Origin of the sequence: Legionella pneumophila subsp. fraseri, from assembly GCF_000586315.1 — a bacterium.
Classification (GTDB): domain Bacteria; phylum Pseudomonadota; class Gammaproteobacteria; order Legionellales; family Legionellaceae; genus Legionella; species Legionella pneumophila_B.
Genome location: NZ_JFIM01000017.1, coordinates 24,565 through 50,132, shown reverse-complemented (window position 1 = coordinate 50,132; position 25,568 = coordinate 24,565). Strand labels below are relative to the sequence as shown.

The following is a 25,568-nucleotide window of genomic DNA, read 5'->3' as shown; positions in this document are numbered from 1 at the left end:
CAAATTTTAGTTAATCTCTTGTCAATCCATTCCTTTTTTTATTTGCTGATAGTAACTCAATGCCTTAGTTCTCGCTTCTTGGTGATCAATGATGGGTTTGGGATATTTTTTCCCTAAAAAAATGGAACTGGCGTCAGCATCTGTCCAGGGTTGATGAATTGACTGACTATTTAATTGGGCAAGTTCGGGGATCCATTGGCGTATGTAAACGCCATCCGGGTCAAATTTTTGGCTTTGTAAAACAGGATTGAAAATACGGAAATAAGGTGCTGCATCCGCACCGCATCCTGCTACCCATTGCCAGCTCGCGCTGTTATTCGCCAGATCCGCATCGACTAGGGTGTCTAAAAACCACTGTGCGCCCGAACGCCAATCAATCAGTAAATCTTTGGTAAGAAATGATGCGACAATCATGCGAACGCGGTTGTGCATGTATCCTGTGGCCCATAATTCTCTCATTCCAGCATCAATGATAGGATACCCAGTCATTCCCTTTTGCCAGCAAGTTAATAATTGCTCATCATTTTGCCAGGGGAATGCATCAAATTCTTTTCTGAAATTCTCGCAATCCAGCTTGGGGAAGTGGTAGAGCAGATGGACAGAAAACTCTCTCCACCCCAGCTCTGATAAAAAGTGTTCTACGGAGGCCAGGTCACAGGTTTGTTCCAGTTTAGCCAACTCCAGCGCCCTTAAAATGGCCCAAGGACTGATTTCGCCAAAGTGCAAATGAGGTGATAAACGTGATGTCGCATTTTTTGCCGGAAAATCACGGTTCTTTTTATATCCGTTAAGGTGATGAGCAATAAACTCATTCAGTTTCTTTTGCGCGCCCTCTTCTCCAGGAGTCCAATATTCAGCAAATCGTGCTGCCCAATTAATCGTTGGCAATAACTTCCACTCTCCAATGTCATCACCTGTAATTTCGATTCTTCTGGGGCGTTTAGTGAGTATGACAGGCGAGGGGATATCAAGAATTTGTCTACATTGTTTCCAGTAAGGGGTAAAAACCTTAAAAAATTCTCCATTTTTATTTTTAATTGTCCATGGCTCATGAAGTAAATTCCCATTGAAACTCTGAACCTTAACTCCTTTTTCAACTAAAGCAGCTTTAATTTTTTTATCGCGCCCAATGACTTGGGGTTCATAGCAGCGATTCCAATAGGCTGATTTCACATCATACCGGGTAACTAATTCTAGAATGATGTCTAGGGGATTTCCTTTGCGAAGAATGAGGCTTAAACCCTGTTGGTTTAACGATTTGCCCAAAGCAATTAGACTATGATGGAGCCACCAAGCTTGAGCTTGCCCTAAAACACTGCATTTATCATCATAAATATAGAGTGGAATTACAATTTCATGATGGGAGCATGCTTCGATGAAGGCGGGATTATCGGTCAATCTTAAATCTTGACGGAACCACACAAGAGCAATAGTCATTCTTTTCTTCTATTGATGGAAAAACCATAAAATAACATGCTTATGATTTTTTCTTAACTAGAGGAGTTCCTTTTAATTTCTACTAAACGCACTTTTATTTCAAAAGATGGCTGATAAGGGGGAGAAGAAGTATATTGAAGAGTCCTACTAAAATCATAGCCAAACTGGCAATGGCGCCTTCCGTATTCCCTATTTTATGGGCCTGAGCGGTTCCTGCCGCATGGGCTCCAACCCCTAAAAGCGCGCCTCTGGCAAGAGGCGAATGAAAAGGCAGGCGTGACAGCATGAACTCACCGAGAATGGCTCCCAATATTCCTGTAACAACAACGAAAATCGCAGTCAAATCAGGTGTTGCACCAATGCCGCGTGAGATTTCTATCGCAAACGGTGTGCTGATAGAGCGAGGGAGCAGACTTAAACGTAAATTGTCATCAAGACCAAGAAGGCTTGCCAATCCCCAACTGGATACTATGGCAGTGAAACTTCCTACAATCACGCCAATTAAAAGTACTGGCCAATGCTGGCGAATGAGGGCACGTTTTTCATAAATGGGAATGGCAAAGGCTACGGTTGCAGGACCGATTAACAAGACTAGCCATTTTGTTCCGCGGAAATAGTCCTGGTAGTTGACATGCAGTAAAAGAACTATGCTGGCAACCAGTATTGGTGTTAAAGCAAGTGGCATTAGCCACCAAAAGGGCCACCTTCTATATAGTTTCTGGGTAATAAAATACATGCCTATGGTGATGAGCGACCAGAAAAATGTCTGTATTATGGATTCAGAGAGAATGCTGCTTGGCATGATGCGTTCTCCAACGATAGCAATAATCAACAACAAGAGCAGTGACTAGCATCACCATGATGGTACTGAGCAGAATAATGAAGAGAATTTTAAGACCTAAAAGGCCAATAAATTCCTGATGCTCCAGTATTGCAAGTACACCTGGAATAAAAAACAGTAACATATTGGCAAGGAGTAACTCAGCACCCCGCCTTATTCGGTTTAGTTTTAGGCAGTTTGTCGCCAAAAGCAGTAAAACAATTCCCAAGCCAAGAATGCCCCCGGACAAGGGAAGCTTGACCAGTTTGAGCAATAATTCGCTAGCTAACCAAAATAAGCCAACCAATACTATTTGGAAAAATGAATTTTTCTGAATTTTTTTTGCCATATATATGCTCATGATGGGTATTAATTTTTCATTTAAGTTTACACTTTTAATCAAGATGAATAAAATGAATTTATAGACTAATAACCTTTCCAATATGGAATAATTATGGAATTTAAACTGCTTCAGACTTTTATAGAGGTTGTACGGCAGGGTAGTTTTTCCAAAGCAGCTGAAAATCTCTTTGCGACCCAGTCTACCGTGAGTAAAGCCATAAAACAGCTTGAAGAAGAGTTAGGGTTCACGCTCATTGAACGATTTAAAAAGCGTAACATCCCAACTGCAGCAGGTGAAATTGTTTATCAGCGAGGAACCAAACTGCTTGCTGATCGAGATGATCTTCTTAAAGAATTGGATGAAATCCGAGGTTTGAAACAAGGACGATTACGTTTGGGTATTTCTCCCGTGGGGAGCAGTACTTTATTTGCGCCTCTTTTTGTTCTCTATAGACAACGTTATCCAGGCATTGAAGTAGAACTTGTGGAACATGGCAGCGACAAACTGGCAGAGTGTTTACGAGCGGGAGATATCGATTTTGCTGGAGCCTTGTTACCAATCTCTGAAGAATTTGATTATCAATTAGTACGCTCTGAACCGTTGGTTGCACTTCTGGCATCCAAACATCCATTAGCCACTCAACATTCCATTTCTTTACCGGAACTGAAAGAGATACCATTCATCCTTTTTGGCAGTGGTTTCGCTTTACATCGAATCGTATTGGATGCATGCCGCCAGGCCGGTTTTGAGCCAAAGGTGGTCGCTCAAAGCAGTCAGATTGATTTTATGCTGGAACTTGTTGCAGCTGGTCTTGGAGTTGCTTTTTTGCCACAGATGATTGCCACTCAAAGACCTGTGACACAAATTCGCTCTCTTTTACTTAAGGGAAGTGAGTTTCAGTGGAATATGGCCATGACTTGGCGTAGAAACTCCTATCTCTCGGAGGCGGCAAAGGCGTGGTTATCTCTGGTGCGTGAAGTGCACGTTGATAAATAGTTTTAGATTGGGGAATGCATGAGGTCTATTTTCTTATTGATCTAATGAGGTGGATATATTGAAAAGCATAGGTTGTGTAGCGCATACTTTACGTCTAATAAAATAAATTAGCATAACCGTGATGAACAACCAGCAAAAAATCAAATGCCCCATTTGCGACAAGCAAAATACCTGGCGCCCTGATAACCAGTTCAGACCTTTTTGTTCTGAACGATGCAAGCTAATTGATTTAGGCGAATGGGCTAGCGAGAGTCGGAAAATTCCTGGGAGTCCTATTGATCCTGAGTCTATAGTGACAACCGATAATAAGCAGGATAATTTGGATGAGCAGTAGGCAACAGAATACAAAGCCCAGCTTTTCAAATTTCGAACAATATTCAGCAATTACCGACTGTCATCGCTTGTTTTTTCACTCTCCGCTGCTGATGAAATTTCAAGGAGTATGTCTTTACTTTTTGCATAACGTTCCATCTGAGTATCAACAAGGGTAACATGACCTACCTTGCGATCTGGCCGGGGTGTTTTTCCATAAGCGTGATAATGAACTCCTGGAATGGATAAACAGGGCTCCAATGGCAGCAGATTGCCAATGCAATTTAGTAAAAAACAAGAGCCGGGCACTTCAGTACTTCCTAAGGGTAAATCAAAAAGAGCGCGCAGGTGATTCTCAAATTGGCTGGTATGTGCCCCCTCGATAGTCCAGTGGCCGGAATTATGAACGCGCGGTGCTATCTCATTAGCGATCAATTGATTGTCTCGATAAAAAAACTCAATGGTAAGCACGCCGACATAATTCAGGGCTTCTAAAATTTTGACTGCATGAGTTTGCGCCTCCTGTTGTAAGGTATGGTGATGAACAGGGGCTTCTGAGAAATGCAAAATGCCCTTTCTGTGATGATTTTTAATCAATGGGTAGAAACTTGTTTCACCACTCGTATTGCGAACAGCAATTAACGAAAATTCACTTTCAAAGGGGATTAATTCCTCAAGAATGAGAGGCTGACTGCCTAACAGGCCCCAACTTTTTGACACATCTGCTTGGCTTCGCAAAACATATTGGCCCTTGCCATCATAACCAAATCGCCTTGTTTTTAGCACAGCAGGTATTCCTATGTCTGAAACAGCTTGCGTCAACTCATTTTCTGATTCTATCGGTAAAAATTCTGGTGTAGGGATATTCAGCGACCTGAAAAAGCTCTTTTCATATAATCTGTCTTGAGTAATTTTCAAAGCTTGTGTGGAAGGATAGAAGGGCTTTATTTGGGCAACCAGTTCGGCACAAGCGAATGGTATATTTTCCGTTTCTATTGTGACGCAATCCACTTCCGATACAAATTGTTTTAAAGCCAATTCATCAGTAAAATCAGAGGTTATCAATTTAGTGAGTTCGCCTGCGCAAGCATCAGGGCTGGGATCCAGGCAGACAGTGTGAATCCCTAAGGGATAGGCTGCTAATGCCAACATTCTTGCCAGTTGGCCACCACCTAGAATACCAAGCTTCATGACTTTTCCTCTTTAGGGTTTGGATTATCGAGCACTTTTTGTGTTTGTTGTTCTCGATAGCGTTTTAAGGCAGCTCGAATATCGGGATATTTATTAGCAAGCATTGCTGCGGCAAACAGTGCGGAGTTGATGGCACCTGCTTTGCCTATCGATAAAGTGCCTACAGGTATACCCGCCGGCATTTGCACAATAGATAATAAGGAGTCGATGCCATTTAAAGTGTGTGACATGACGGGAACACCTAAAACAGGCAAAGAAGTTTTCGCGGCTACCATACCAGGGAGATGAGCGGCTCCTCCGGCTCCTGCAATAATCACTTCCAAACCTCGTGTCTCAGCCTGCTCGGCATACCGGAAAAGTTTGTCGGGTGTTCTATGGGCGGAGACAATTTCCGCCTCATAACCAATATTTAAAGTATCCAGAGTTTGAGCCGCGTGAATTAATGTTTGCCAATCACTCTGAGAACCCATAATTAGCCCAATTAAAATGGGTTTCATAGCGTACCTCCCTTGTTTGAATGTTTATAGCATATCATTGAATTGATGCTCATGAATGGTTATGGATTACAATAAGGACAATATCTTTGGTCAGCAAATTCTAGTCCATCATCTCGCGCTTGATAAGTCTTGAATTCACATTTTAGACAATTTAAAACTTTTCGATGGTAAAGTTCCGTCGGGGTTCCACAAGAAACGCAGGTCAAATGACCCTCTGCAGAGATTTTTCCAAATCCTGGTGTATGGCATTGAGGGCAATGCTGCTGAATACGGTGAACCAGTTTCACTGCAAGTTTATTAATGGTATTCATCCGAAGCGGGTTCATCATAGCCCGCATATCAGTCTCAAGGCGGATACGCGGGCTGAACTCAAAGGCTTTCTTAATCGCTGTTTTAAGGTAGTCGCGGTCACGTATCCCTTTTTCAATGAAATGATTTTCACTATCCAAGGCACGAATAATGATGCCATGGCTTGGAAATTTTGCTTTATCGAGAAATGCTTCGTAGTCATCTTGGTCACTGATATCAATGTGACCATAGTTTGTCTCTGTAGATAATTCGTGCTCCGCAATAATTAAATCATTGTCCAAATCAACAAAGGCCATCAACTCAGTATCAGCCGGACAAAAATAAAGCTGCGGATGGGGACCGAAGCTTCCCTCACTGGATATAACATATCGGTACCCAAATTGTTGCGCCGCTGCTTTGGCTTTCTGAATTAATGTTTCATAGGCGGAAGCTTTTCTTGGTATTTCTCCAGTGAAGGTGCCGAACTGATCAGTATCATAATCAACAGGAACATGGATAGTGCAGCCTAATTTCTCCTCAAAAGGAGGCTGAATCGCTTTTTCTTTTTGATGTTTTGAAGCCAGTAAAACACGCTGATTTTGATAGTGCATAGGGGGTTACCTCCAAGGTTAAATACTAAGAGAAATAATCAACTCTAGCAACAGAAACATCGGACACAAACATCACACCGGAATTCTTTTGAAATAGAGTTTTCATCCCAAGTGCAATATTTGCAATGGCTTCCTCAGGCGCTACGGCAATAAACATGACGAATGAAGCTTTGTCGTTAAACAATATTTTACCTTCATGAAACCCATGATGTCCTTTTCCAGAGACATTTCTCAATAAAGTAAAACCTGAAATATTTGCCTTCTCCATCATGGTAGCGACCATATTTTCATTTTCGCCCGAAACGATTACTTCGATCTTTTTCATCGGATGTAAGGTGATATTCATGTCTTTTTTCTCGGACACTTGAATTATATTCATTAGGGAGCTCCTGTTATTGAATTAAAGTCCATGTATTGGTTTTCTCTAACTGGTAAAACAAGTGATTTCGTGGATCAATCGCTACCAAATGAACCCATTCATTAAAAAACAAGGTTTTTAAGATATCGTGTTTTTCAACTAATCCACTGATGATTTCGCGAGGAGCATACACTATAGTTAATAGGCGTTGTGGCTCATGAAAGGATTTGTCATCATGGCTCATGACAGATTGTAGTGGCAATCCATGCATTAAATCACTGGCATTGCCTTGCATCACTCCAATTTTTCCAGCGACATTATGAGTGATTTTACTGCCACTTCCATATGCCACGTTGTCGATTGTTGAAAACAGGTATTGAGTATTAATCCATTGGGCAACTACCATAGGCGCAGTCAAAATGGTTTCCAGCAAAGCACCGTCCTTGTCCTGGGACCAGTCATAAGAGTGCAAGAAACAACGCCCTTCCAGATTAATGTTTTTTGTCAGTTGGCGAGGTGCTACGATGAAAGCGGCATTGCGAGCAAGTCCCCATTCTGGCCTTGTTTCAGACCAATCTGTGCTTCTTCGTGCAATGTCTTTCTCCGCACAATCTATGGAATTCAAATAGTTAATTCGTTCTAAATTGTTATTGTGCTTAGCCATGTTTAAGTCAGTTCTAAGCTGGTCCAGGATATCTTGGTGAATGAATTGACTGACATTTGAGTGATAAATTTCAACCTCATCTGTCGTCGTGTCATGTTGCGCGCCATAAAACAGGGTATCTTGAGGAATATTGATTCCATTTTCTGCCAAAGCCCTTCTCACTGTTATTTTATTGAGGATAGACGCCAGTAATTGCGCATTTTTTCCACCTTGATTACCTCCACAAGCGCCGCAATCCAGGGCCGAAGCATAAGGGTTATTTTGAGTAGAGCTGCCATGACCACAGAAAATAACAAGTTTGGCAAAGTTATCAGTCAGTCCCATAAGCCTCAATGCCATTTCAGCATAGGCAATTTGTTCTTGAAGTGAGATCCCTGCCTCTTTGTCTAATAAATCCAATTCAAAAACGGGCTGTGTTTGAATGGATGGACATATCATTTCGTTTAAGTCTTTGTTAATGCGCCTGGCGAAAAGTGGAATACATGATTTTAGGAGCATGGTAATCCCACACCAAATTCCTAATGATTCTACCAAGGCAAATGGGGTTGAAAAATTATACTTTAATTGCTGATAGACCCTGTTCAAAATATTTTTAAATTCTTTACCTTTCTCATGATGCTCTATGCAATGTTCATTTGCAGCAATTGCTTTTTCATGGATATTAAATCGTGGGTTTAATAGTACGGGGCAGGAGTCTTTTATTGTTTCACCGTCATAATCCCTGATGCTTACAGGTAAACCGAAGAATCCTGCAAATCCCAACGTCTCGTAGTGCCCCAGTTTTTCTATACAACGCCGAAACGGTTCTGAACGTACATCAATGCAAAAAACCATCTGGGCATTAGCTCTATTTTCTTTTATATGAACTTTGTTTAACTCAGGCAAAAGCTTTTTTAAAAGCAATTGCCTGTAATCATTTTCTTTATTCTTTATATTTTGAATAAGTTGTTTAGTATCCGCACTATCTTTTTTCTTTTTTTTTTCTTCCTGGCTTGCTTCTGGCCATAATACGCAGGTGATGACTAGCCTCACCGCAAGAAAATCGACAAGGCTTACAGGGTTTTCATTTTTGCTATTTCGGTTTTTCCATTCGCTTATCCATTTAATATATCCAGCCCATCCAGGTAAGTGAGACAGTGTTGTTTGGAGAAACTCCTCTTGTTTTTGGTTTAATACACCAAGTTTGTCAAGGCAAAGGCGGATAGATTGTTCAGGTGTTTCTGGCAGGTTAGATAACCAGCTCTTTGTTGATTTATTGTTTTGATGCAGTGCACTGTCAAAAGGGGCTAGCTTTAAAAAACCAAAATATAAACCTTTATCACGATGAGGCATTTCAATCGTACCTTGCCCAATGTCCAGAAAGCTTCCACACCATTTGATCATGTGCCAATTGACTCTTTCCAGGTTTTCATTGAATGGAGTATCCTTTTTTGCTGTTTGGTTTAGCAGGACGGCTTCTTCAAAGGTCATGGATTCAAAACCATGCAAGGAATTGCAGGCAATAAATTTTTCCAGAGGCCATACAGGTGTAATTTGTTTTGCAACATTATTTACCATGGCCCGGATAATCATGACATCATTATCGACTTTGTGGTTAAATTGGGTCATTTTATTTTCATTGTTTGTGTTAGTTTTGATTAGTGTGATGTGGCTACTCATGTTGACTCCTTTTCTTAATAATAATAAGTGTGGCGATTTGCCGTAATGGTTTTGGGGTGAGGCGTACTTGCGTTAAACATGTACATGTAAAACCAATCCCAAAGTCTGGTCTCTCTGATTTTTTTGAATAACCCCAGGCTGAATACAATCCAAAGGGAAAAGAAGACAATCATAGTTAAGCCTTGTAAGCTAGTTAATTGGTATTGAGGCAATCCTGTTAGATTAGGTAAGAGTGACTCGATGAGATGGATACTTCCCCCATAAAAAATTCCAATTGAGAAAACCAGAGCTAAGGTTAACATTACCTTTTTGAAACGCTTTTCACCTGCAATCAAGCCAAGAGTTAGTTGTGTACCAGTGATGAATGCGAAACTTAAAAGAAAGGTAGAGGCTTGCAGCGATAAAATCGGTTTTCCAGTGATGAAGGCAAAGCCATACATTCCTGCAAGCCCCCCTACAAATGAAATCAATAAGGTTGTCAATTTTTCAGGATGTGATTTATTTTGATATTTTTTCTGTTGAAGGGCTGAGCCTGAATTGAGGAAAAGATAGGATTTAAACAAGCCATGCCAGCATAGATGGGCGATAGCAGCAGGGAAAAGTCCAAGTCCGCATTGCATCATCATGAAGCCCATTTGTGCCATAGTTGAACTGGCAAGCATGCTTTTGATATTCCACTGCAATAGTTTCCAGAGGGTGCCTAACAGAGCAGTCAGTGCACCGAAGATGAATAAAATAGCTAATAGATTTGTTTGCACAACAAACAAAGGAGCAAATTTAACAATCAGAAAGCCCCCTCCGTTTACTAATCCTGCATGCATGAGGGCAGATACTGGTGTAGGAGAGTTTAATGAACTCATCAGCCAGCGATGAAAAGGCCAGATGGCAGATTGTGCCATCGCTGTTAAGATAATAAATCCTAGCGCAACGGTAATAGATAGCGATGATTTGTTGCTCACTTCGCTGGTTATTGTTTCAATCGACAGTGTATTGTTTGAGGCAAAAAGTATCCCAAATGCTGTGAGAAGAAACAGGCTTCCTGGTAGTAGCGTTTTTAAAGTCAGTATTCCTGAATTGTAGGCTGCTTTCCATTGTGATTTATGAATCATGAGGTTTATCAAGAGTAAGTTGCTTACTGACCAAGCAAGCCAGAACAATAAAAAATTGTCTGCCAAAGCCATTACCATAGTAGTTGATGTTATGGCTGAAAGATTGAAAAAATAACGTCGGTAGGATTTATCTCCATGCATGTATCGTATGGAAAAACGGTGAATAATGAAACTGATGAATAATATCAATGTGGTCAGTAAGAGGCTCAACGTGCTAACATGAAATAAAAAATAGCCCTTTTGGTTGACAGTGCCTGAAGAGACGATTAATGCTAAAAGACTGAAAAGAAAGCCAATACCTATAGCAGAGGTACCGTAGTATGTTGCGAGGGTATTCCTTTTCTTTCCTAATAAAAGGTAGAAGAATATTGCTAACAAGGGTGATAGGATGAGGGAAATCGATAGCCCATTTAAAAGTTGTTCCACATTGGTTCTCCATTAGAAATTCTGTTCTTATTGTGGGAATATATTAGATATGTTAATATAAGTAAAATTAAAAATATTGATTCGAATTATTAGAAAAACTTATGTCAATTGATACAATAACCTTACAATGCTTTCTCGCAGTGGCTGAAACTCAAAGTTTTACCAAGGCAGCACAGCGGGTTGGACGCACCCAGTCGGCTATCAGTCAGCAAATTGCCAAATTGGAAAATCTGATTGAGAAACCTTTGATTAATCGTGGACGTGAACTTTCTCTGACTACGGATGGTGAAATATTCTTAGGCTACGCCAAACGAATTTATGAGTTGCATCGAGAGTCTCTGGATCGTTTTAAAGCGCCTGAGTTACAAGGTGAAATCCGTTTTGGATTACCAGAGGATTTTGCCAGTATTATTTTATCAGATGTACTTGTTGAATTTTCAAGATTACATCCCCGTGTGCTATTGAATGTGGAATGTGATTTAACTCTAAATCTTATTGAGCGTTTTAATGAAGGTAAATTTGACTTAATTCTCATTAAAACCACTCAACAACAGATAGGTGCCGAGTGTATCCACGTTTGCACAGAACCCGTTGAGTGGATAGGAAAAAAGGAATTATTACCTCTTTTAGACAAACCAGGGCCAATCCCATTAGTGCTTTCACCAACACCTTGTGTTTACCGGGGTAATGTGATTGATGCTCTGGATAAAAAACATATTGATTGGCGACTGGTTTATAGTAGTGCGAGTTATGCGGGCAAAATGGCTGCTGTCCGCGCTGGTTTAGGGATTACTGCTATTCAACGTAGTATGATTCCCAACTATCTGGAACGGCTTGATTACGATATTCTCCCTGTATTGAATGATGTCCATGTGTCTTTATTAAAAAGGAGCGAAAGCAATAAAGCGATTGAATCGCTGAAATTTTTTATCTTGCAAAAACTAAAACATTAATAATGCAAGCAACGAGCAAGGGTAAAAGGGATATTTAGGGAATGAGTACAAAACCAATTAATTCAATTCTTGATGTATTAGATCGTCAAACAATCTCATCTATCATGATGATTAGTGTTTTTATTAGCTTATTGTCATTGAGCATCCCTATTGCTGCGCAAACGCTTGTGAATTTAATCGCGTTTGGCAAGTTAATGCAGCCGGTCATTACTTTAAGTTTCATGGTATTGATTTTGATGATGGCTTTAGGAGCCCTCCACATATGGCAAATTGTCATTATTGAGGTGATTCAGCAAAAACTGATGGTTAAAATCAGCCTACATCTGACACGACATTTCACTCATTTATCGCTAGACAATTTTTCAACACACCATGGACCGGAATTGGTCAATCGCTTTTTTGAAATCGTCACTATCAAAAAATCACTGGCGAGTTTATTGTTATACGGCATTAATTTGGGCTTACAACTTTTTTTTGGATTATTGCTGATTCTAATTTATCACCCTCTTTTTCTTTTGTTTGATGTTTTTATCATTCTTGGCATTCTACTGATCATTTTCATCCCTTACAAAAAAGCATTAGGCAGCGCCAAAAAAGAATGCTCTGAAAAACACGTCGTAGGTGCCTGGTTAGAGGAAATTTTGATTAACCGGTATCTGTTCCGTTTTAATTTATATCACCGCTATGTGGCCCAACAAACGGATAAAAAACTGGTTGCTTTCTTAAAAGCAAGAAATACCCATTTTAAACAGCTTATCAAACATCAAATTGGTTTTTACACGCTGTCTGCTTTGGCGAGCAGCCTTTTGTTGGGTTTGGGGGGCTATCTTGTTATTAATAATCAGCTAAGCCTGGGGCAGTTGGTTGCGGCAGAAATCGTTTTAGGCGCTCTTATTTACTCATTTAAACGCTTTGGTGTACTTTTAGAAAATTATTATGATTTGGTTGCCTCTGAAAATAAAATCGATGCAGTGCTTAATTTGTCGCTTGAACAGGTGAAAGAGGATGAGCATAGTGAGTTATTGACTCCAATTAATAGCATCCAGTTAGAGATGGATAGCAAGAATAAGGCATTGATAACTGTTGATAATCCATTATTAGTATTTTCGGAAAAATCAGATTTATGCCAATTTTTTGTTGAGCAAATATTTGGATTTCAAGATCCTGTTTCACTTCATGTACTTATTAATGGGATTCCTTGCGCGAAGAGAAACCTCATTTCTCTTCGCCGTTTCAGTTTATTGATTGCAGAGCCTCAGTGGTTTACGGGAAGCATTTATGACAATTTAGTACTCAATCATCGCAATATGTCTAACAAAGTCATTATTGAACAATTAAAAAATGTTGGGCTTGCTGATAAAGTAATACAATTACCGGAAGGCCTAAGCACCATTCTTTATGAATGGCAGGATGTATTTACTTCAGTTGAAATTACCAAATTGATGTTGGTCAGGGCTATTCTATTACAACCTGAATTAATTGTTATTGATCGCGCTTTTGATCTCTTTAACCGTCAAGAAATCAATGAGATGATGGGGCTGTTATTGACGTTAAAAAATACACTGCTCGTGGTCGTGAGCCAGCATTCGGATTTTACTCATTTAAACAACCGTCTGGTGATTCCCTCATGAAACTGCACGCTTATACAATGATAAGTAAACTGCCTAAGCCTCAAAAAATAGGGAAAATAATTTTCATTGTTTTTGTTGCCATTATTCTTTTCTTGAGTTTTACTCCGTGGCAACAGTTTGCATTAGGCAACGGAAAAGTCATCGCTTTTTCACCAACAGAGAGGCAACATACGGTTAATTCACCTGTTAGCGGGCGAATAAAGAAATGGTATGTCGACGAAGGCATGCGTGTTAAACCAGGGGATCCAATAGTCGATATTACCGATAATGATCCGGAGCTTTTGTCACGTCTTGAAGTCGAGAAAAAGGCGATTTTGCTTCGTATAGAAGCAGCCAAACAAGCTATTGCTGCAGGGAAAGCCAATGTTGACAGACAAAAGAAATTGTATGAACAGGGAATTAATTCGAGAAGGCAATATGAGTTGGCACAAATTGAATATGCAAAATACCAAAATGAACTTGCGCAGGTTAATATTGACAAAGTTAATGTCGATGTTCGAATCGCTCGTCAAAAAACACAAATCATCAAAGCCCATGTCGCCGGTATTATTTTTAGGCGTTTGACTGGTCAGGAAAGTGTCGTTGTGAATGCTGGCGACGTATTGGCTCAAATTCTCCCGGAAACGGAATCTCGAGCTGTTGAGCTATGGATTGATGGGAACGATATTCCTTTCGTGCGTCTTAATCAAAAAGCTCGTTTGCAATTTGAAGGATGGCCTGCTATTCAATTTCGCGGATGGCCAGAAATTGCAGTGGGAACATTTGGGGGAACAGTCTCCTTTATAGACCCTACAGATAATGGATTTGGCTTATTTCGGGTCGTTATTGTTCCTAATGAACCCTGGCCTGGTACGCGTTTTTTAAGGCAGGGAGTGCGGGTTCATGGGTGGGTTCAGTTGGGTCAGGTGCCTTTATGGTATGAGCTTTGGCGTCAGTATAATGGTTTTCCCCCGGAAAGTGATCGCGAGAATAAAGCATCATGATTTTTTTCTCTACAGGCAAAAACAGATTGATGGTCTTATGCTTGTTCTTGATGCTGTCATTCAGTTGTTTTCCAAAACCAAGCAAACCTTTGCTGCTTGATGCTGTACTCAAAAGTGTTGATCGAAGTTACCCTCAGATAGTAATAGCGCGTCTTGAAATTAGAAAGGCTGAAGGCGATTATGTCAATGCATTAGGAAAATTTGACCCCTCTTTCGATGTGAATCCCCGCTTCCAGCCGGTCGGGGGGTACATTAATAATTATGCGGATAATGTTTTTAATGTGCCAACCCTCTATAATGGGCTTAAATTGTTTGGAGGCTATCGTATTGGTAGAGGCGATTGGCCAATTTACTACCAAAACTATTTGACCAACTCTGGTGGTGAGTATCGTGCGGGCCTTTCTTTACCGTTGCTGAGAGACAGGCGAATTGATAAAGAGCGTACTGAGCTTTTTACAAGAGAAGAAACGATTCGCATGAAACAGCAAGATGCTGCCGCCACAAAAATTAAAATTTATCAGGAAACCATTAAAGCCTATTGGCAATGGGTTGAAGCGGGTTTCCAGTTAAGAACTTTCAAGCACCTGTTAAATTTAGCTAAAGAGCGGCAAAATGCGATTATTCAACAAGCTCAACAAGGTGATCTGCCTAAACTTGCCATTGCAGAAAACTTACAACTTATCGTTCAACGTGAACAACTGGTCAATCAAGGAGAAATGTTATTGGCACAAGCTGGCATCAATCTTTCACTTTACTATCGTGACGCAAATGGCAAACCGCAAAAACCGGAAGAAAGTCAATTACCGGCATCATTTCCTAAGCAATCAATTCAAGTATCCAATAGTATTTCACAGTTACAACGGCATCCTGTTTTGCGTAAATTGGAGAATTACTCAAAAATTGTTAAATTAAAACAAAATTTAGCAAGAAATGAACTTCTTCCTAATCTTGATGCAACAGCCTATACCTTTAAGCAATATGGAACAGGTGGTTATCCTTTATTGATCCCGCAGGCTGCTATGATCGGTGTGAATTTTAAATTTCCTATTTTTCAACGCGAAGCGAGAGGTAAGCTTATCAGCACCACGAGCGAACTGCAGCAAGTAAGAACAGAAATGAAATTTACCTACGAACAGTTAAATAATGAGCTGTCTAATCTCCTCGTTGCAATAAAAATATATCAGCAGCAAGTGGTTTTGCTTAATAAAGAGTTAAATCTCGCACGGCAAGTGGAGAGGGGTGAAACGAAGAAGTTTTATGAAGGCGATAGTACGCTCTTTCTGGTTAATCAACGTGAACAAACAACAGCGCAAGTCAAATTAAATTGGATTAACGCTGAAGTCAATCTACAAGAGGCCAGGGCTTTAGCGAGATTTTTTTCTTCCACGCAATAATAACGGATACCAAATTCGGACGTAAGTTATAAATATCTTGTGTACTTACTTGCAAAGCAAAAGATATTTGGCAACAACTTGCGTGTTCTCATGGCATGTGTTACATAATGTTTACTTAATGTTCATATTTTATAATGCTTGACTGAAACATTAAATCATTAACTCTAAAAGGGAGTATACAGATGTCATATTCAATAGATAATCCTGGTGGTGGGGATTGTGGATTTTATGCTCTTGCTATTGGTTTAATAAACATCATACAAAATGAATTCGAACTTCACGGAAAAAGTAAAACTTATGATCGATGGAAACAAGTGGAAGGTATTTATGGCGTACGACTGCAAGATATTCTTAATGTCGATTTAAAAAAACTGCATGATTCACCCTATACCTATAAAAGTGAATTATTGTTTCTATTGCAGATGTCTTTACGAAATATTGCTGTCATTGTGAATAAAGAGGATTTGGTCAAGAGAATAATGGACGAAGGGCGAAGTAAAGATCAAACCAAAATTGAAGGATCAAATGCTTATTGCAAATTCATGGAGTTAGTACAACTTTATCTGTATCGAAGAGGCTCTCTGGAAAGGATAAGTCAATTTAATGAACTAGCCTTCTCTCCGGAAATCGTGCAAACAGCTCGGGATATTGCCAGAATACTGAGACCAATTCTCAGGGATCAACCTTTTCATCAGGTGCAGAAAATAGAAAATGCTTTTGTTAAGGAAGTTTTAGTAAACGATGTCCTGTCAGGCAATACAATCAATTCAAATTCAATTATTTTAAAGAACCTTGAAAAAATTAAAGAACAAGGACGATGGGCAACGCATGATGATTTGAAAGAAATTGCCGAGCTGCTTAAAATAAATCTCAATGTTGTTGGCCAACCGAATGGCAAGCCTATTCCTAGCCACCCTACAGTAAACCTAATTAATCATTACAATACACACTGGACAACCCAAGTAGAATCTCTCCAGGGACCCAGACAATACAGCGTGCCTCATAAGCGAGCGTTTGCTTATGAAACCGTATCTGACAGAGCCGTTTCTTTAAAAGAAGAACAAATTTTCGACAGGACCTTCAGAACCCAAACTCAATCAGAGCGAGCAAAACGTTACCGCCAACACTATGAAACACTGTTTGATACTTTATCGCCTTATGGTTTTTTCCCCCATGGACAGAATAAAAGGAATACTCATGTTCCTGGTAAAGCGCAGACCGGTTTGGAGTCCGATGAGTCTTTGGCAGCTCGATTGCAGGAAGCGGAGCTTAGACGAATCTTATTTTGATACAATCGCTTTATCGTAAAAAATTTCGAAACTCAATATAAATCAAGGGTATCGCGGCAGGAAGCAGGCTAGTTACCCTTGATTTATTTTGTCCATAAGAGATTGGGGGCTTATCGTAAGTCCTGTAAATTTCACAACAAAATAGATAAGAGCAATGAGGAAGTGCTTTTATTTTATCGCTTTGCTGCCCCAAGAATTTTATACTGGCAACTCTGTAACATTGCCCATCATTTCATCCTCGTGCTGTGATCTAACTAAAGTTTGGGACATATAAAGCATTAAAATGCTATAAGGCAAGAAGCAGATTAAATCGAAAGGGAATTTCAATAAACCAATGCCACCAAAAGATCCTAAATAGGAAATAATAGAAGATGATCCCATGTATATTATAAACCATGCCAGAGGTGAGCTATTTCTCAAAGAAATATTGCGATGATAAAAAAAGTAAATACCAAGCCCCAAAAGTAATGCGGCGTCCAATTTCCAAATAATAGAAAAACCACACCAGTACAGCATGAGATTACATATATAAAAGGCGATATGAGACAAGAAAACACTGTTGGCCAGTTTAAAAGGTCTATCCATATTGGGATGCATCTTACGCATGGCCAAGAGGCAAATCGGTCCTATTCCGTATGATAAAATACTTGCTGATGAAAGGAATGCCACTAATTTTTGCCATCCTGGAAAGGGCAAGAACGCAAAAGAACCAACCAAAAGATTCGCATAGAGCGTTACATAGGGTATATTGTGGCGGTTGACCTTTAAAAAAAACTTGGGCAAATGTTGGTTTAATGCCATGCCATACAAAATACGGGATGTTGCCGCAGTGTAGACTAAAGTCGTGCCAAAAGGAGAAAAAGCGGCGTCAAACAATAAGAGTGTCGCAACAATGCCAAGCCCTAACAAAAGGGTTAACCCAACCAATGGACCTTCATCCCCTGGATAACTCAATGCGTGCCAACCTTGAGCCAAATACTTTTGTGGTACTGCCGCTATAAAACTAAACTGCAACATAAAATAAAGAATAAATCCAACCAATACCGCTCCAAGTATGGCAATAGGAATATTACGTTGTGGATTTTTAACTTCTCCTGCCAGGATTAAACCATTTTGAAACCCTGTAAAAGCAAAGGCGACACCTCCTGCAGAAAGAGCGGTAAATATCTCTACCCAATGTTCCTTGCTTGACAGATTAATATTAATATTTGCAAGAGATGGTGATTGCTTTAACAGAGAGATAATAGCGATACTCGGCAAAACAAATTTAATGACGCTGGCATATTTGTTACACTCGGCTAAAAATTTAATTCCATAAGAATTCAAAATAACCACGAAGAACATAATCCCAATCGCAGCAAGGTAACCATAAGTGGACAGTGTGAGTGATTCGCTATGATTGTTGATTAATATTGGAAAAAAATGGCTTGAATATTGCAAAATTGCTTGTATCTCAATAGGCGTCATAACGACATAAGATAACCAGGATGTCCATGCGAATAAAAAACCCACTTCTCGACCATGTGTGTAAGTAGGATAATTGGACATGCCTCCGGAAACTGGAAACATTGTTCCCAGTTCACAAAGCGGCAGGGCAATAAACAACATAAATATTGCTGCAATAACCCAGCTTATCAGAGAATTACTGCCTGCCATTTGGGCACTAATAAATGGACTAAATAACCAGCCTGAACCAATCATTCCACCAGCTGATGCAACTAATATATTCAGGGTTGAAATATCCCGTTTTAACATCTGTTATCGTTCCATTTGTTTGTCAAAACAACGTTATCTATTGGATGTTGTTCAAATTTATATAAAAGTGGGTAAGGATTATATATAAAGTAATAAACCATTGTAAATCATAATACTTAGGCCACAATAACATCCTGGCGATGGGCTTTAACGAGGAGCGTTTGATATCTGATTCGTCATCGGATTTAAAAAATCCATCAGTAGTTTTAGAATTAATCCAAGTGCAACCAGACTGACGCTGATAGCCGCAAGTGAGCAAGTGGGTAGTTTCGAGTGATGAGTGTGCATATCACATAAGTCATCGTAAATATTGGTCATGGATTCATAGATGCCTTTGCATTGCTCAAGAATCTCTTGATACTCATCACCAGTTAGAACAATATTATCGACTTGTTTCATCATATCCTGATAAAGAGCGAGTGGTGAATGCTTTCCTGAGGATAAAAAGGAGATGGCAGAAGAAAAATCATATTGATCTGCTGTTATTTGGTAAGTGGTCAAACGATTACTTGGTTCAATGTATTTCGAGCGAATAATATTCCCGCCATGCATAAACCCGGCAATATGCAATAAAAAATGAGCCAAGAGGATTTTGGGTGTAAATTTTCCTATGTTTTCAAGGTAATGTTCGGTTGATTTTGTTATCTCATTCTTATGAATTTCATCAGGATTAATGCTGAGTTGCCGTAAATCATTTTCTATACCAGGGGTACGCCATAGGTGCTCTAGATAAGATAAAGCAAAAAATGCGCTGATTTCTGACTGTTCTGTTTTTGACAAACTTTGTAATTTTTTTTCTATCGCTTTAATAATCAAAAAATGCTGAATCAATCGTGAAGCGTATAAATCTTTAGGGATCTTGGCATTTTTAAACAGATATTCTGTCTTAAAGCGGTGATGCTCCGCTTTTTCATGTTCTTCTGTTAGTTGGCCGGGTTTTCCATTTTTATAGGTTGCAGTGATCAGGGCTTTGCTAAACATTCGAGATAATTCCTTGATAGAGCATGAAGAGAAGTCATGATGCCTAATGATGGGACAGTATACATTAATGCAAACTGGCTTGCCATTAAAAATCACGGAGTTTCTGAAGGTGGATAATGAGCGCTTTTTCCTGAAAATCCATGGGTTGTTGATAGGTTAAATTAATAGGTTACTTCGGAGAATAAGATCACTTTATTCCGGCCTTTGTTTTTGGCTTGGTATAAAGCCTTATCAGCCGCTTCAACCAGCTCAGCAGGTGATTTGGCATCGTCGGGATAGATGGATATTCCGATTGAGGCTGTTATCTGGCCAACAGGCTGTGCTCCGTATTTAACCTGTAAATTGGAAATGGCTGAACGCAAATTTTCGGCTTTCATTTTAGCGGCTTGAGCATCAATGTCATAGAGTAGCAGGACAAATTCTTCTCCCCCATACCGAGCTGCAATATCACCCAGGCGAATGTCACTATTTAAAATTTGCCCTATCTCTTTTAATACAAGATCTCCTGCGTCATGACCAAAACTGTCGTTGATCTTTTTAAAATGATCCAAATCCAGCATTAAAATGGCAAATGAAGCTTTTGTTCGTTCAGCCTGATGTAATTGTTTGAATAGAAAATCTTCCAGATAACGGCGATTGTATAATCCAGTGAGTGGATCACGGATAGATTGATATCGTAAATTCTCTCTCAGGCGGACATTTGCCAAAGCCAAGGCGGTAAGCTCTGCGAATGCGGTTATCAGTAATCGTTGGTTCTCATCAAACTTTAGGTCAATTTCAAGATATAACAAGCCGTAAATGTCATTTTGGGCCATTAAGGGGACACAAAGCAGCGACAACTCTGGTTGCTCGACAAACGCTATATGACTACACATCAACTCGATACGAGATGAACCTGCATAATGAATTCGACCAAGCCGAATAGCCCAACATTGCTCTGGAGTAAAGGTCAGATCGTGCGGGTGAGGGTTACCCCAACTGACCGCTTTTTCCAAATAGTTTTTGGAAGGATGCATGATAAACAGATAACCGCTTGAAAATTGCAGCAGTCGTTGGGAGTATTTAGCCATCACCTCGCTTAGCTCTTCCTGGGAGCTGCAAGCCAGCATAATGTCACTCATCTCAACCAGTAGGGTAATTTGTTCATTTTTCTCTTGCAGTTCCTTCATTCCATTAGCCAGTTTTTCATATGATTCTTGTAGTTCGGTATGTTCTTGTACCCGTTTGGTGATATTGCGAACGCTGTGCACAACACCTTTAATTTCATTGTCACCATTTTGAATGAGTCTGGAGGTCGTTTCATAAATAATCTTTTCATGTTCCATATTCAATTCGATATTTTTGGTTTCTTCATCCCTTTGCAGAGACTCTTTCCAGGATTGCGCCAATTGTTTTTTATTTTCAGGAACATCAGCGAACGCCTCATCCAGAGACATGTTGATGCTGATGGATTTATCAAAAAGACGTTTAAACTCGCGCTGATAAGCCTCATTGAAAGTGATAAATCGTTGCTCTTTGTCAAAAGCGGCTATCAAATCACTGGCGCTTTCTATAATTTTCTTTAAACGAATCTGCGTGTTCTGATTCTGCAGTTCCGTTTTTCTGCGCGTCGATAATTCTATATTTGCCAGAATAAAAGCTATCGTTAAAAATAATATACTTGCAATGCCTCCAGATATTAAAATGAAGCTGCTGGTATCAGCCCAGCGAACGGCACGGGTATTTCTTTCTGATAGCAACACCAATTCAACAGATTTGATTTCTTGTCCGAGACTTTTAAACTGATGAGACAAGTCTTGACTTTGATTAAGTAAATCATAGCCTTCTTGTGTATTCAGTTTGCCACTCATCTTTAACTGGATGAGTTGATTTAACAAGCCTAATCGCTGTTCAACCAAATCAATAAAACGACGGGTTCGCTTGTTTTGTTCGGGGTTATTTCTGGTTAACTGCTCAAGTTTGTCTAAATTCAGTTTTAAAGCTGATTTTATATTATCCACATCGACCATAAATTGAGAGTCAGATCCGCGAATCAGGTAAAACCTTTGGTGAGACTCGATATCGATTACATCATAAAGACAAGTATCTATAGTTTGGATCACTTCATGAGTATGAGAAACCCAGTTATTGGCTGAGATTAAATTTTTAACCTGGTTATAAGAAATAATATTGATGATTAAAAGCAGAGAAAGGGCAATAATAAATATGACGTTAAGTACAGTTCTACTCAATCGCAAGTTACTTAAAATGGAGTGGCGTCCAGTGGCGGTTTGATGCCAAGCGTTATTCATGGCATTGAATCATCCTAATTTTATGGTTTGATGCTTTGTATTGTCTTGATATGAGTATAGTCCAAAAAAACAGTGATAAACGAAAGGATAACTATCGTAACAACTGCCTTGAATTAGAAAATCAAGGCAATTGCAGTACTACTTGCTCAACAGATGCCGCATCCCAATTTTTGTTGAGTGACATCAGATTTATAAGAAGAAGGATGTTCCTTAGGCGCAAACAAAGTGATTACTTTGGGATTGACTTGTTTGGGCTCTGTTGCAACAGCTAAATTTTCTTGAGGCTGGGAGCGATGCCCTAAAGCATACAAAACTTTTGAGGTTGTATTCCCAGCGGGTTCCACCTCTTCAGCATTATTGATATGGGATGCTGCAGACACAATTTCTTGTTGCTTGAAAAGATATAAATTTGTTAAAACGATAGTGGATTCAAGCACCATCAATGCAACACCAAGAACAGGATTGAGCGCAAAACCTAATGCAACAAACAACCCAGCTGCCACCAGAGTAATTGTTGAGTTATAGCTTAGGCTCACGAACAGGTTTTGGAAAATATTTTGTTTGGTTTTTTTAGCTACATCAAATGCAGTCGCAATAGAGAATAATAACCCTTGTTGTACCACAATGCCTGCATGTTGTTCAGTGATGGAATCGCCGATACTTGATTTAACAGCAATGCCTATATCGGAATAGGCAATTGCGGTAGCGTCATTAGCGGCATCACCAACCATAGCCACTTTAAAGCCTTTTTTCTTTAATTGTTGAATATAACTGGTTTTGGATACTTCACCTGTTTTCGTGACAGCCCCCACGGTGTTCGCACAGATATTATCCTTGGGAATGCCTAATAATGCCGCGTATTTTTCTGCAGAGGCTTGATCAGCTCCTGTACAAATGTGTACGCTTTTACCAAGACGTTTTAATTGCTTCACTGTGGCAATGGCATCCTCGCGCAATGGGTCAGTTAAGGCAATCTGCCCTATCACCGTTGTCCCACGTACAATATAAACAGAACCGTTTTCAGGGTTATCATAGGGTTTGTCGAAGGAGGTAATTCCATTGACTGAAAGCATGTCTTTATTCCCTATCATAAAGACCTCGCCATTAATAATACCTTTCATGCCGGAATGATGACTCTTATCAATTGACGTTATTTCTAATGGTTCGGTTGAAGCCGTGTCTTGCTGTTCCATGTAAGATTTAATAATTTTCGCTACCGGATGATCCGACTGGCTTTCCAGTAATGCAATAGGGCGCAAATACTTTTTATCGGTAATATGCAATGATTTCACCACCATTTTGCCCTGAGTCAGAGTGCCATTCAAATCAAAAACAACGGTATCGATGTTGGCTGCTGCTTGTAACGCTTTACCGTTGTTAAAGTGGATGCCGTTTTCAGAGGCTTTTTTCATACCGATTTTAACTGCCATGGGGGTAATTAAACTCAAAGCGCACGGGCAGGCACTTACCAGAACAGATACGACGCATTGAATCGCCAGTGCGGGGTTAAATAATGAACCGATGACAATCCCCGATAGGAGCGCTACCGCAATCAAACCAGGAATGAAATATTTCAATACCTTGTCTGCGAACATTTCGATAGGCGCTTTCTCATCATTCGCTTTATTAATGTTTTCGGCAATCAATGACAAATAAGAATTTTGATAAGTTTTGGTAACCTGCATTTCCAGGGAAGGAATATGATCTGCCAATTGCATGCCGGCTTTTACAACATCCCCAGGGTGAAATTCTTTGAGTTTGGGCGAGCCATCAATTCTTGTGGTATAAAGGAGCGCTTTTTGCGTTAAGACACCATCAACAGGAATGACCTGTCCTTTTTTAACGATAATCATATCGTTAGGAATTAAGGTTTTGACTGAAATTTCTCTATTCGGAGTGCCTTTTAACAGGACTAATGGTGGTACACAATCACGTACATCTAATTTTTTATTGATTTTACCAACCAAAGTATGTTCAATTCCTTCACCTAAATGCCAAAAGCCTAAAACCAAAGGCGCTGCCTCAAACATCATAGGTAGACCTGGGATAAAAACACTCGCAATAGATACAACAAGAATGGTTAGAGTGCTAATTGAGTATAATGTGGTGGTATCCCATTTTTTTTCTTTCAATGCTTGCCAAGCTGATTGATAAACAGTATGCCCCAAATACAATGTCATCAAAGCGGTAAGCCCTGTGATGATATAGTAGGCAATTAGAGGAATATTAAAGGTCCCAATAGAAAGGACAAGCAATCCTATTCCCCAAATCAAACCTAATGCGGCTTTGATCCAATGATTTTCATGATGATGTCCATGGTGGTGCCCATGCCCATGAGAATGGTCATGTTTTGTTTTTTTCCGATGCTTTTTAACCGGATGAGGATGTGTATTCCTGGACGCATGTGTATGATGGTGATGCTCCATTGGTTCAATATCCTGGAGTACTTCCGTTTCCATCATGTCTGTTACAGTAAGTCCTTGCTCCTTTAAAAGCTGAGTTACTTTGGCTTTTATGACATGATGCTCTTTGGATGCGCACAATACGCTGATGCTTTTATTGGAACCAGTCAAATCGACTGCTACTCGTACTAACTCCAGTTCTTTGGTTTTAGCCAAAATCTGCTCAATTGCTTCTTTAGATAGTTCCGGGTCGAGCAGTTGGGCATCTTTTGCAAGGTAGAATCGATAATTACTATACAGCATAGCTTTCCTCTATTAAAAGGGTTATCTGGTTGCTATAGAGAAAGGTTCATTTTCTGCAAATGCCTTATTTTGAATAATGGATCTGCACAATAGATCCAGCAATTTGTCCCTAATAAGTTTTCTTCCTAAGCCAGGCTTTGCAATTACTTACTGCCTCTCTCAAAAATGTTATATTGTAACATTTAATTGTCAGATAACAAGAACAATTAAATAATTTTTAGACAGTAAATGATTTTTATGGAATAATTGTTGTCAGTTGTTTGATCATTTTTCCTTGAAACAGGGATTATGATAAAATAGTGCGCACTAACTATTAGTTTAAAAGAAGATTAATGAAACATAATTTGTTGGATAAGGCTTATAAACATTGTGTAAACCATGGCTATCGATTTACAGAGCCAAGGGAGCGTGTCCTCAAAATATTAGTCGATGAGAGAAAGCCTCTCGGTGCTTATGATATATTGCAAAGATTATCTATGGAAGTTGATAATCCCAAGCCGCCAACGGTCTACCGAGCCATTCAATTTTGGCATCAAGAGGGATTTATTCATTGCATTGACAGTCTGAAATCCTATGTCGCCTGTTTGCATGGGCATCATGTGGGACAAGCCCAATTTCTTATATGCAATCAGTGTGATTTTGTCAAAGAATTGGAATGTGTAGTTGATTTTACTGCGGTAACAGAAGCGGCGAATTCCATTCAATTTTCAATTATTAATTGTACGGTAGAAATCAAAGGCTTGTGTTCTGATTGCAATCTGACTAACCTGAAAAATTAATTCCCGGCAATAATTTTCCTATGAGTTGTAAAATAAAAATTTTTAAATAATGAGACTGATTTTAAGCTTTACATTTTTAGATAATGCAAAAGCCAA

21 protein-coding genes are annotated in these 25,568 nt (G+C 39.6%); 8 read left to right on the top strand and 13 right to left on the bottom strand.

The window, feature by feature from the left end; genetic code table 11:
- Positions 1 to 21: 21 nt before the first annotated feature.
- From CC34_RS0105790 to CC34_RS0105780, 3 genes are all read right to left on the bottom strand, one after another.
- Positions 22 to 1,437, bottom strand: coding sequence for a cryptochrome/photolyase family protein (locus CC34_RS0105790; RefSeq protein ID WP_028378255.1), 1,416 nt, complete (start codon positions 1,435 to 1,437; stop codon positions 22 to 24).
- A 94-nt stretch (positions 1,438 to 1,531) separates the two neighbouring features.
- Complete coding sequence (locus tag CC34_RS0105785; protein ID WP_028378254.1) at positions 1,532 to 2,239, bottom strand: LrgB family protein; 708 nt, start codon at positions 2,237 to 2,239, stop codon at positions 1,532 to 1,534.
- On the bottom strand, positions 2,217 to 2,606 hold the full coding sequence (locus CC34_RS0105780; protein ID WP_027227950.1) for a CidA/LrgA family protein: 390 nt from the start codon (positions 2,604 to 2,606) through the stop codon (positions 2,217 to 2,219). The genes CC34_RS0105785 and CC34_RS0105780 overlap by 23 nt, the downstream gene beginning before the upstream one ends.
- 105 nt (positions 2,607 to 2,711) lie before the next feature.
- On the opposite strand from CC34_RS0105780, the gene CC34_RS0105775 reads away from it, so the two are divergent.
- Both CC34_RS0105775 and yacG read left to right on the top strand, forming a co-directional pair.
- Positions 2,712 to 3,596, top strand: coding sequence for a LysR family transcriptional regulator (locus CC34_RS0105775; protein ID WP_027227949.1), 885 nt, complete (start codon positions 2,712 to 2,714; stop codon positions 3,594 to 3,596).
- Between the two features lie 121 nt (positions 3,597 to 3,717).
- A complete protein-coding gene (yacG, locus tag CC34_RS0105770; protein ID WP_028378252.1) occupies positions 3,718 to 3,930 on the top strand; it encodes a DNA gyrase inhibitor YacG in 213 nt (70 codons plus the stop codon).
- A 50-nt stretch (positions 3,931 to 3,980) separates the two neighbouring features.
- Here the strand turns inward: yacG and CC34_RS01000000116200 are convergent, their stop codons facing one another.
- The 6 genes from CC34_RS01000000116200 to CC34_RS0105740 are packed head-to-tail and all read right to left on the bottom strand — an operon-like array spanning position 3,981 to position 10,711.
- On the bottom strand, positions 3,981 to 5,099 hold the full coding sequence (locus CC34_RS01000000116200; RefSeq protein WP_050598198.1) for a 5-(carboxyamino)imidazole ribonucleotide synthase: 1,119 nt from the start codon (positions 5,097 to 5,099) through the stop codon (positions 3,981 to 3,983).
- Positions 5,096 to 5,596, bottom strand: a complete 501-nt coding sequence (purE, locus tag CC34_RS0105760) for a 5-(carboxyamino)imidazole ribonucleotide mutase (RefSeq protein WP_028378251.1) — start codon at positions 5,594 to 5,596, stop codon at positions 5,096 to 5,098. Before purE ends, CC34_RS01000000116200 begins: the two co-directional genes overlap by 4 nt.
- Positions 5,597 to 5,655: 59 nt before the next feature.
- Entirely contained in the window at positions 5,656 to 6,495 is an 840-nt protein-coding gene (locus CC34_RS0105755; RefSeq protein ID WP_027227946.1) for a DUF6671 family protein, read from the bottom strand.
- 25 nt (positions 6,496 to 6,520) lie between these two features.
- Positions 6,521 to 6,874, bottom strand: coding sequence for a P-II family nitrogen regulator (locus CC34_RS0105750; protein ID WP_027227945.1), 354 nt, complete (start codon positions 6,872 to 6,874; stop codon positions 6,521 to 6,523).
- A 13-nt stretch (positions 6,875 to 6,887) separates the two neighbouring features.
- The gene (locus CC34_RS0105745; RefSeq protein WP_027227944.1) at positions 6,888 to 9,176 is read right to left on the bottom strand and encodes a DUF2309 domain-containing protein; all 2,289 of its coding nucleotides are present in this window, start codon (positions 9,174 to 9,176) and stop codon (positions 6,888 to 6,890) included.
- A 14-nt stretch (positions 9,177 to 9,190) separates the two neighbouring features.
- Positions 9,191 to 10,711: a proton-conducting transporter transmembrane domain-containing protein gene (locus CC34_RS0105740; protein WP_027227943.1), complete on the bottom strand. Its 1,521-nt coding sequence runs from the start codon at positions 10,709 to 10,711 to the stop codon at positions 9,191 to 9,193.
- Between the two features lie 101 nt (positions 10,712 to 10,812).
- On the opposite strand from CC34_RS0105740, the gene CC34_RS0105735 reads away from it, so the two are divergent.
- From CC34_RS0105735 to CC34_RS0105715, 5 genes are all read left to right on the top strand, one after another.
- The gene (locus tag CC34_RS0105735) at positions 10,813 to 11,664 is read left to right on the top strand and encodes a LysR substrate-binding domain-containing protein (RefSeq protein ID WP_027227942.1); all 852 of its coding nucleotides are present in this window, start codon (positions 10,813 to 10,815) and stop codon (positions 11,662 to 11,664) included.
- A gap of 41 nt (positions 11,665 to 11,705) precedes the next feature.
- Positions 11,706 to 13,295, top strand: coding sequence for an ABC transporter transmembrane domain-containing protein (locus CC34_RS0105730; RefSeq protein ID WP_027227941.1), 1,590 nt, complete (start codon positions 11,706 to 11,708; stop codon positions 13,293 to 13,295).
- The gene (locus tag CC34_RS0105725; RefSeq protein ID WP_027227940.1) at positions 13,292 to 14,278 is read left to right on the top strand and encodes an efflux RND transporter periplasmic adaptor subunit; all 987 of its coding nucleotides are present in this window, start codon (positions 13,292 to 13,294) and stop codon (positions 14,276 to 14,278) included. Before CC34_RS0105730 ends, CC34_RS0105725 begins: the two co-directional genes overlap by 4 nt.
- The gene (locus CC34_RS0105720; protein WP_027227939.1) at positions 14,275 to 15,672 is read left to right on the top strand and encodes a TolC family protein; all 1,398 of its coding nucleotides are present in this window, start codon (positions 14,275 to 14,277) and stop codon (positions 15,670 to 15,672) included. The genes CC34_RS0105725 and CC34_RS0105720 overlap by 4 nt, the downstream gene beginning before the upstream one ends.
- Before the next feature lie 182 nt (positions 15,673 to 15,854).
- Positions 15,855 to 16,961 carry a hypothetical protein gene (locus CC34_RS0105715; RefSeq protein ID WP_028378249.1) on the top strand — a complete coding sequence of 369 codons (1,107 nt, stop codon included), beginning with the start codon at positions 15,855 to 15,857 and terminating at the stop codon, positions 16,959 to 16,961.
- A gap of 198 nt (positions 16,962 to 17,159) precedes the next feature.
- Here CC34_RS0105715 and CC34_RS0105710 read toward each other — a convergent pair whose 3' ends face one another.
- The 4 genes from CC34_RS0105710 to CC34_RS0105690 all read right to left on the bottom strand — a co-directional run bounded on the left by CC34_RS0105710 (position 17,160) and on the right by CC34_RS0105690 (position 24,693).
- Positions 17,160 to 18,716, bottom strand: a complete 1,557-nt coding sequence (locus tag CC34_RS0105710) for an APC family permease (RefSeq protein ID WP_028378248.1) — start codon at positions 18,714 to 18,716, stop codon at positions 17,160 to 17,162.
- A 147-nt stretch (positions 18,717 to 18,863) separates the two neighbouring features.
- Positions 18,864 to 19,697 (bottom strand): biliverdin-producing heme oxygenase, encoded by an 834-nt coding sequence (locus CC34_RS0105705; protein ID WP_027227936.1) that lies wholly within the window; start codon positions 19,695 to 19,697, stop codon positions 18,864 to 18,866.
- 161 nt (positions 19,698 to 19,858) lie between these two features.
- Complete coding sequence (locus CC34_RS0105695) at positions 19,859 to 21,988, bottom strand: sensor domain-containing diguanylate cyclase (RefSeq protein WP_028378247.1); 2,130 nt, start codon at positions 21,986 to 21,988, stop codon at positions 19,859 to 19,861.
- A gap of 146 nt (positions 21,989 to 22,134) precedes the next feature.
- On the bottom strand, positions 22,135 to 24,693 hold the full coding sequence (locus CC34_RS0105690; protein ID WP_028379232.1) for a heavy metal translocating P-type ATPase: 2,559 nt from the start codon (positions 24,691 to 24,693) through the stop codon (positions 22,135 to 22,137).
- A 332-nt stretch (positions 24,694 to 25,025) separates the two neighbouring features.
- Between CC34_RS0105690 and CC34_RS0105685 the strand changes: the two genes are divergently transcribed.
- Positions 25,026 to 25,472, top strand: coding sequence for a Fur family transcriptional regulator (locus tag CC34_RS0105685; RefSeq protein ID WP_025862461.1), 447 nt, complete (start codon positions 25,026 to 25,028; stop codon positions 25,470 to 25,472).
- Positions 25,473 to 25,568: the final 96 nt, after the last annotated feature.

What these genes read in the sequence shown, in the direction of transcription:
- CC34_RS0105790 (WP_028378255.1), bottom strand. Translation starts at nt 1,437, where the DNA reads ATGACTATTGCTCTTGTGTGGTTCCGTCAAGATTTAAGATTGACCGAT.
- CC34_RS0105785 (WP_028378254.1), bottom strand. Translation starts at nt 2,239, where the DNA reads ATGCCAAGCAGCATTCTCTCTGAATCCATAATACAGACATTTTTCTGG.
- CC34_RS0105780 (WP_027227950.1), bottom strand. Translation starts at nt 2,606, where the DNA reads ATGGCAAAAAAAATTCAGAAAAATTCATTTTTCCAAATAGTATTGGTT.
- CC34_RS0105775 (WP_027227949.1), top strand. Translation starts at nt 2,712, where the DNA reads ATGGAATTTAAACTGCTTCAGACTTTTATAGAGGTTGTACGGCAGGGT.
- yacG (WP_028378252.1), top strand. Translation starts at nt 3,718, where the DNA reads ATGAACAACCAGCAAAAAATCAAATGCCCCATTTGCGACAAGCAAAAT.
- CC34_RS01000000116200 (WP_050598198.1), bottom strand. Translation starts at nt 5,099, where the DNA reads ATGAAGCTTGGTATTCTAGGTGGTGGCCAACTGGCAAGAATGTTGGCA.
- purE (WP_028378251.1), bottom strand. Translation starts at nt 5,596, where the DNA reads ATGAAACCCATTTTAATTGGGCTAATTATGGGTTCTCAGAGTGATTGG.
- CC34_RS0105755 (WP_027227946.1), bottom strand. Translation starts at nt 6,495, where the DNA reads ATGCACTATCAAAATCAGCGTGTTTTACTGGCTTCAAAACATCAAAAA.
- CC34_RS0105750 (WP_027227945.1), bottom strand. Translation starts at nt 6,874, where the DNA reads ATGAATATAATTCAAGTGTCCGAGAAAAAAGACATGAATATCACCTTA.
- CC34_RS0105745 (WP_027227944.1), bottom strand. Translation starts at nt 9,176, where the DNA reads ATGAGTAGCCACATCACACTAATCAAAACTAACACAAACAATGAAAAT.
- CC34_RS0105735 (WP_027227942.1), top strand. Translation starts at nt 10,813, where the DNA reads ATGTCAATTGATACAATAACCTTACAATGCTTTCTCGCAGTGGCTGAA.
- CC34_RS0105730 (WP_027227941.1), top strand. Translation starts at nt 11,706, where the DNA reads ATGAGTACAAAACCAATTAATTCAATTCTTGATGTATTAGATCGTCAA.
- CC34_RS0105725 (WP_027227940.1), top strand. Translation starts at nt 13,292, where the DNA reads ATGAAACTGCACGCTTATACAATGATAAGTAAACTGCCTAAGCCTCAA.
- CC34_RS0105720 (WP_027227939.1), top strand. Translation starts at nt 14,275, where the DNA reads ATGATTTTTTTCTCTACAGGCAAAAACAGATTGATGGTCTTATGCTTG.
- CC34_RS0105715 (WP_028378249.1), top strand. Translation starts at nt 15,855, where the DNA reads ATGTCATATTCAATAGATAATCCTGGTGGTGGGGATTGTGGATTTTAT.
- CC34_RS0105710 (WP_028378248.1), bottom strand. Translation starts at nt 18,716, where the DNA reads ATGTTAAAACGGGATATTTCAACCCTGAATATATTAGTTGCATCAGCT.
- CC34_RS0105705 (WP_027227936.1), bottom strand. Translation starts at nt 19,697, where the DNA reads ATGTTTAGCAAAGCCCTGATCACTGCAACCTATAAAAATGGAAAACCC.
- CC34_RS0105695 (WP_028378247.1), bottom strand. Translation starts at nt 21,988, where the DNA reads ATGAATAACGCTTGGCATCAAACCGCCACTGGACGCCACTCCATTTTA.
- CC34_RS0105690 (WP_028379232.1), bottom strand. Translation starts at nt 24,693, where the DNA reads ATGCTGTATAGTAATTATCGATTCTACCTTGCAAAAGATGCCCAACTG.
- CC34_RS0105685 (WP_025862461.1), top strand. Translation starts at nt 25,026, where the DNA reads ATGAAACATAATTTGTTGGATAAGGCTTATAAACATTGTGTAAACCAT.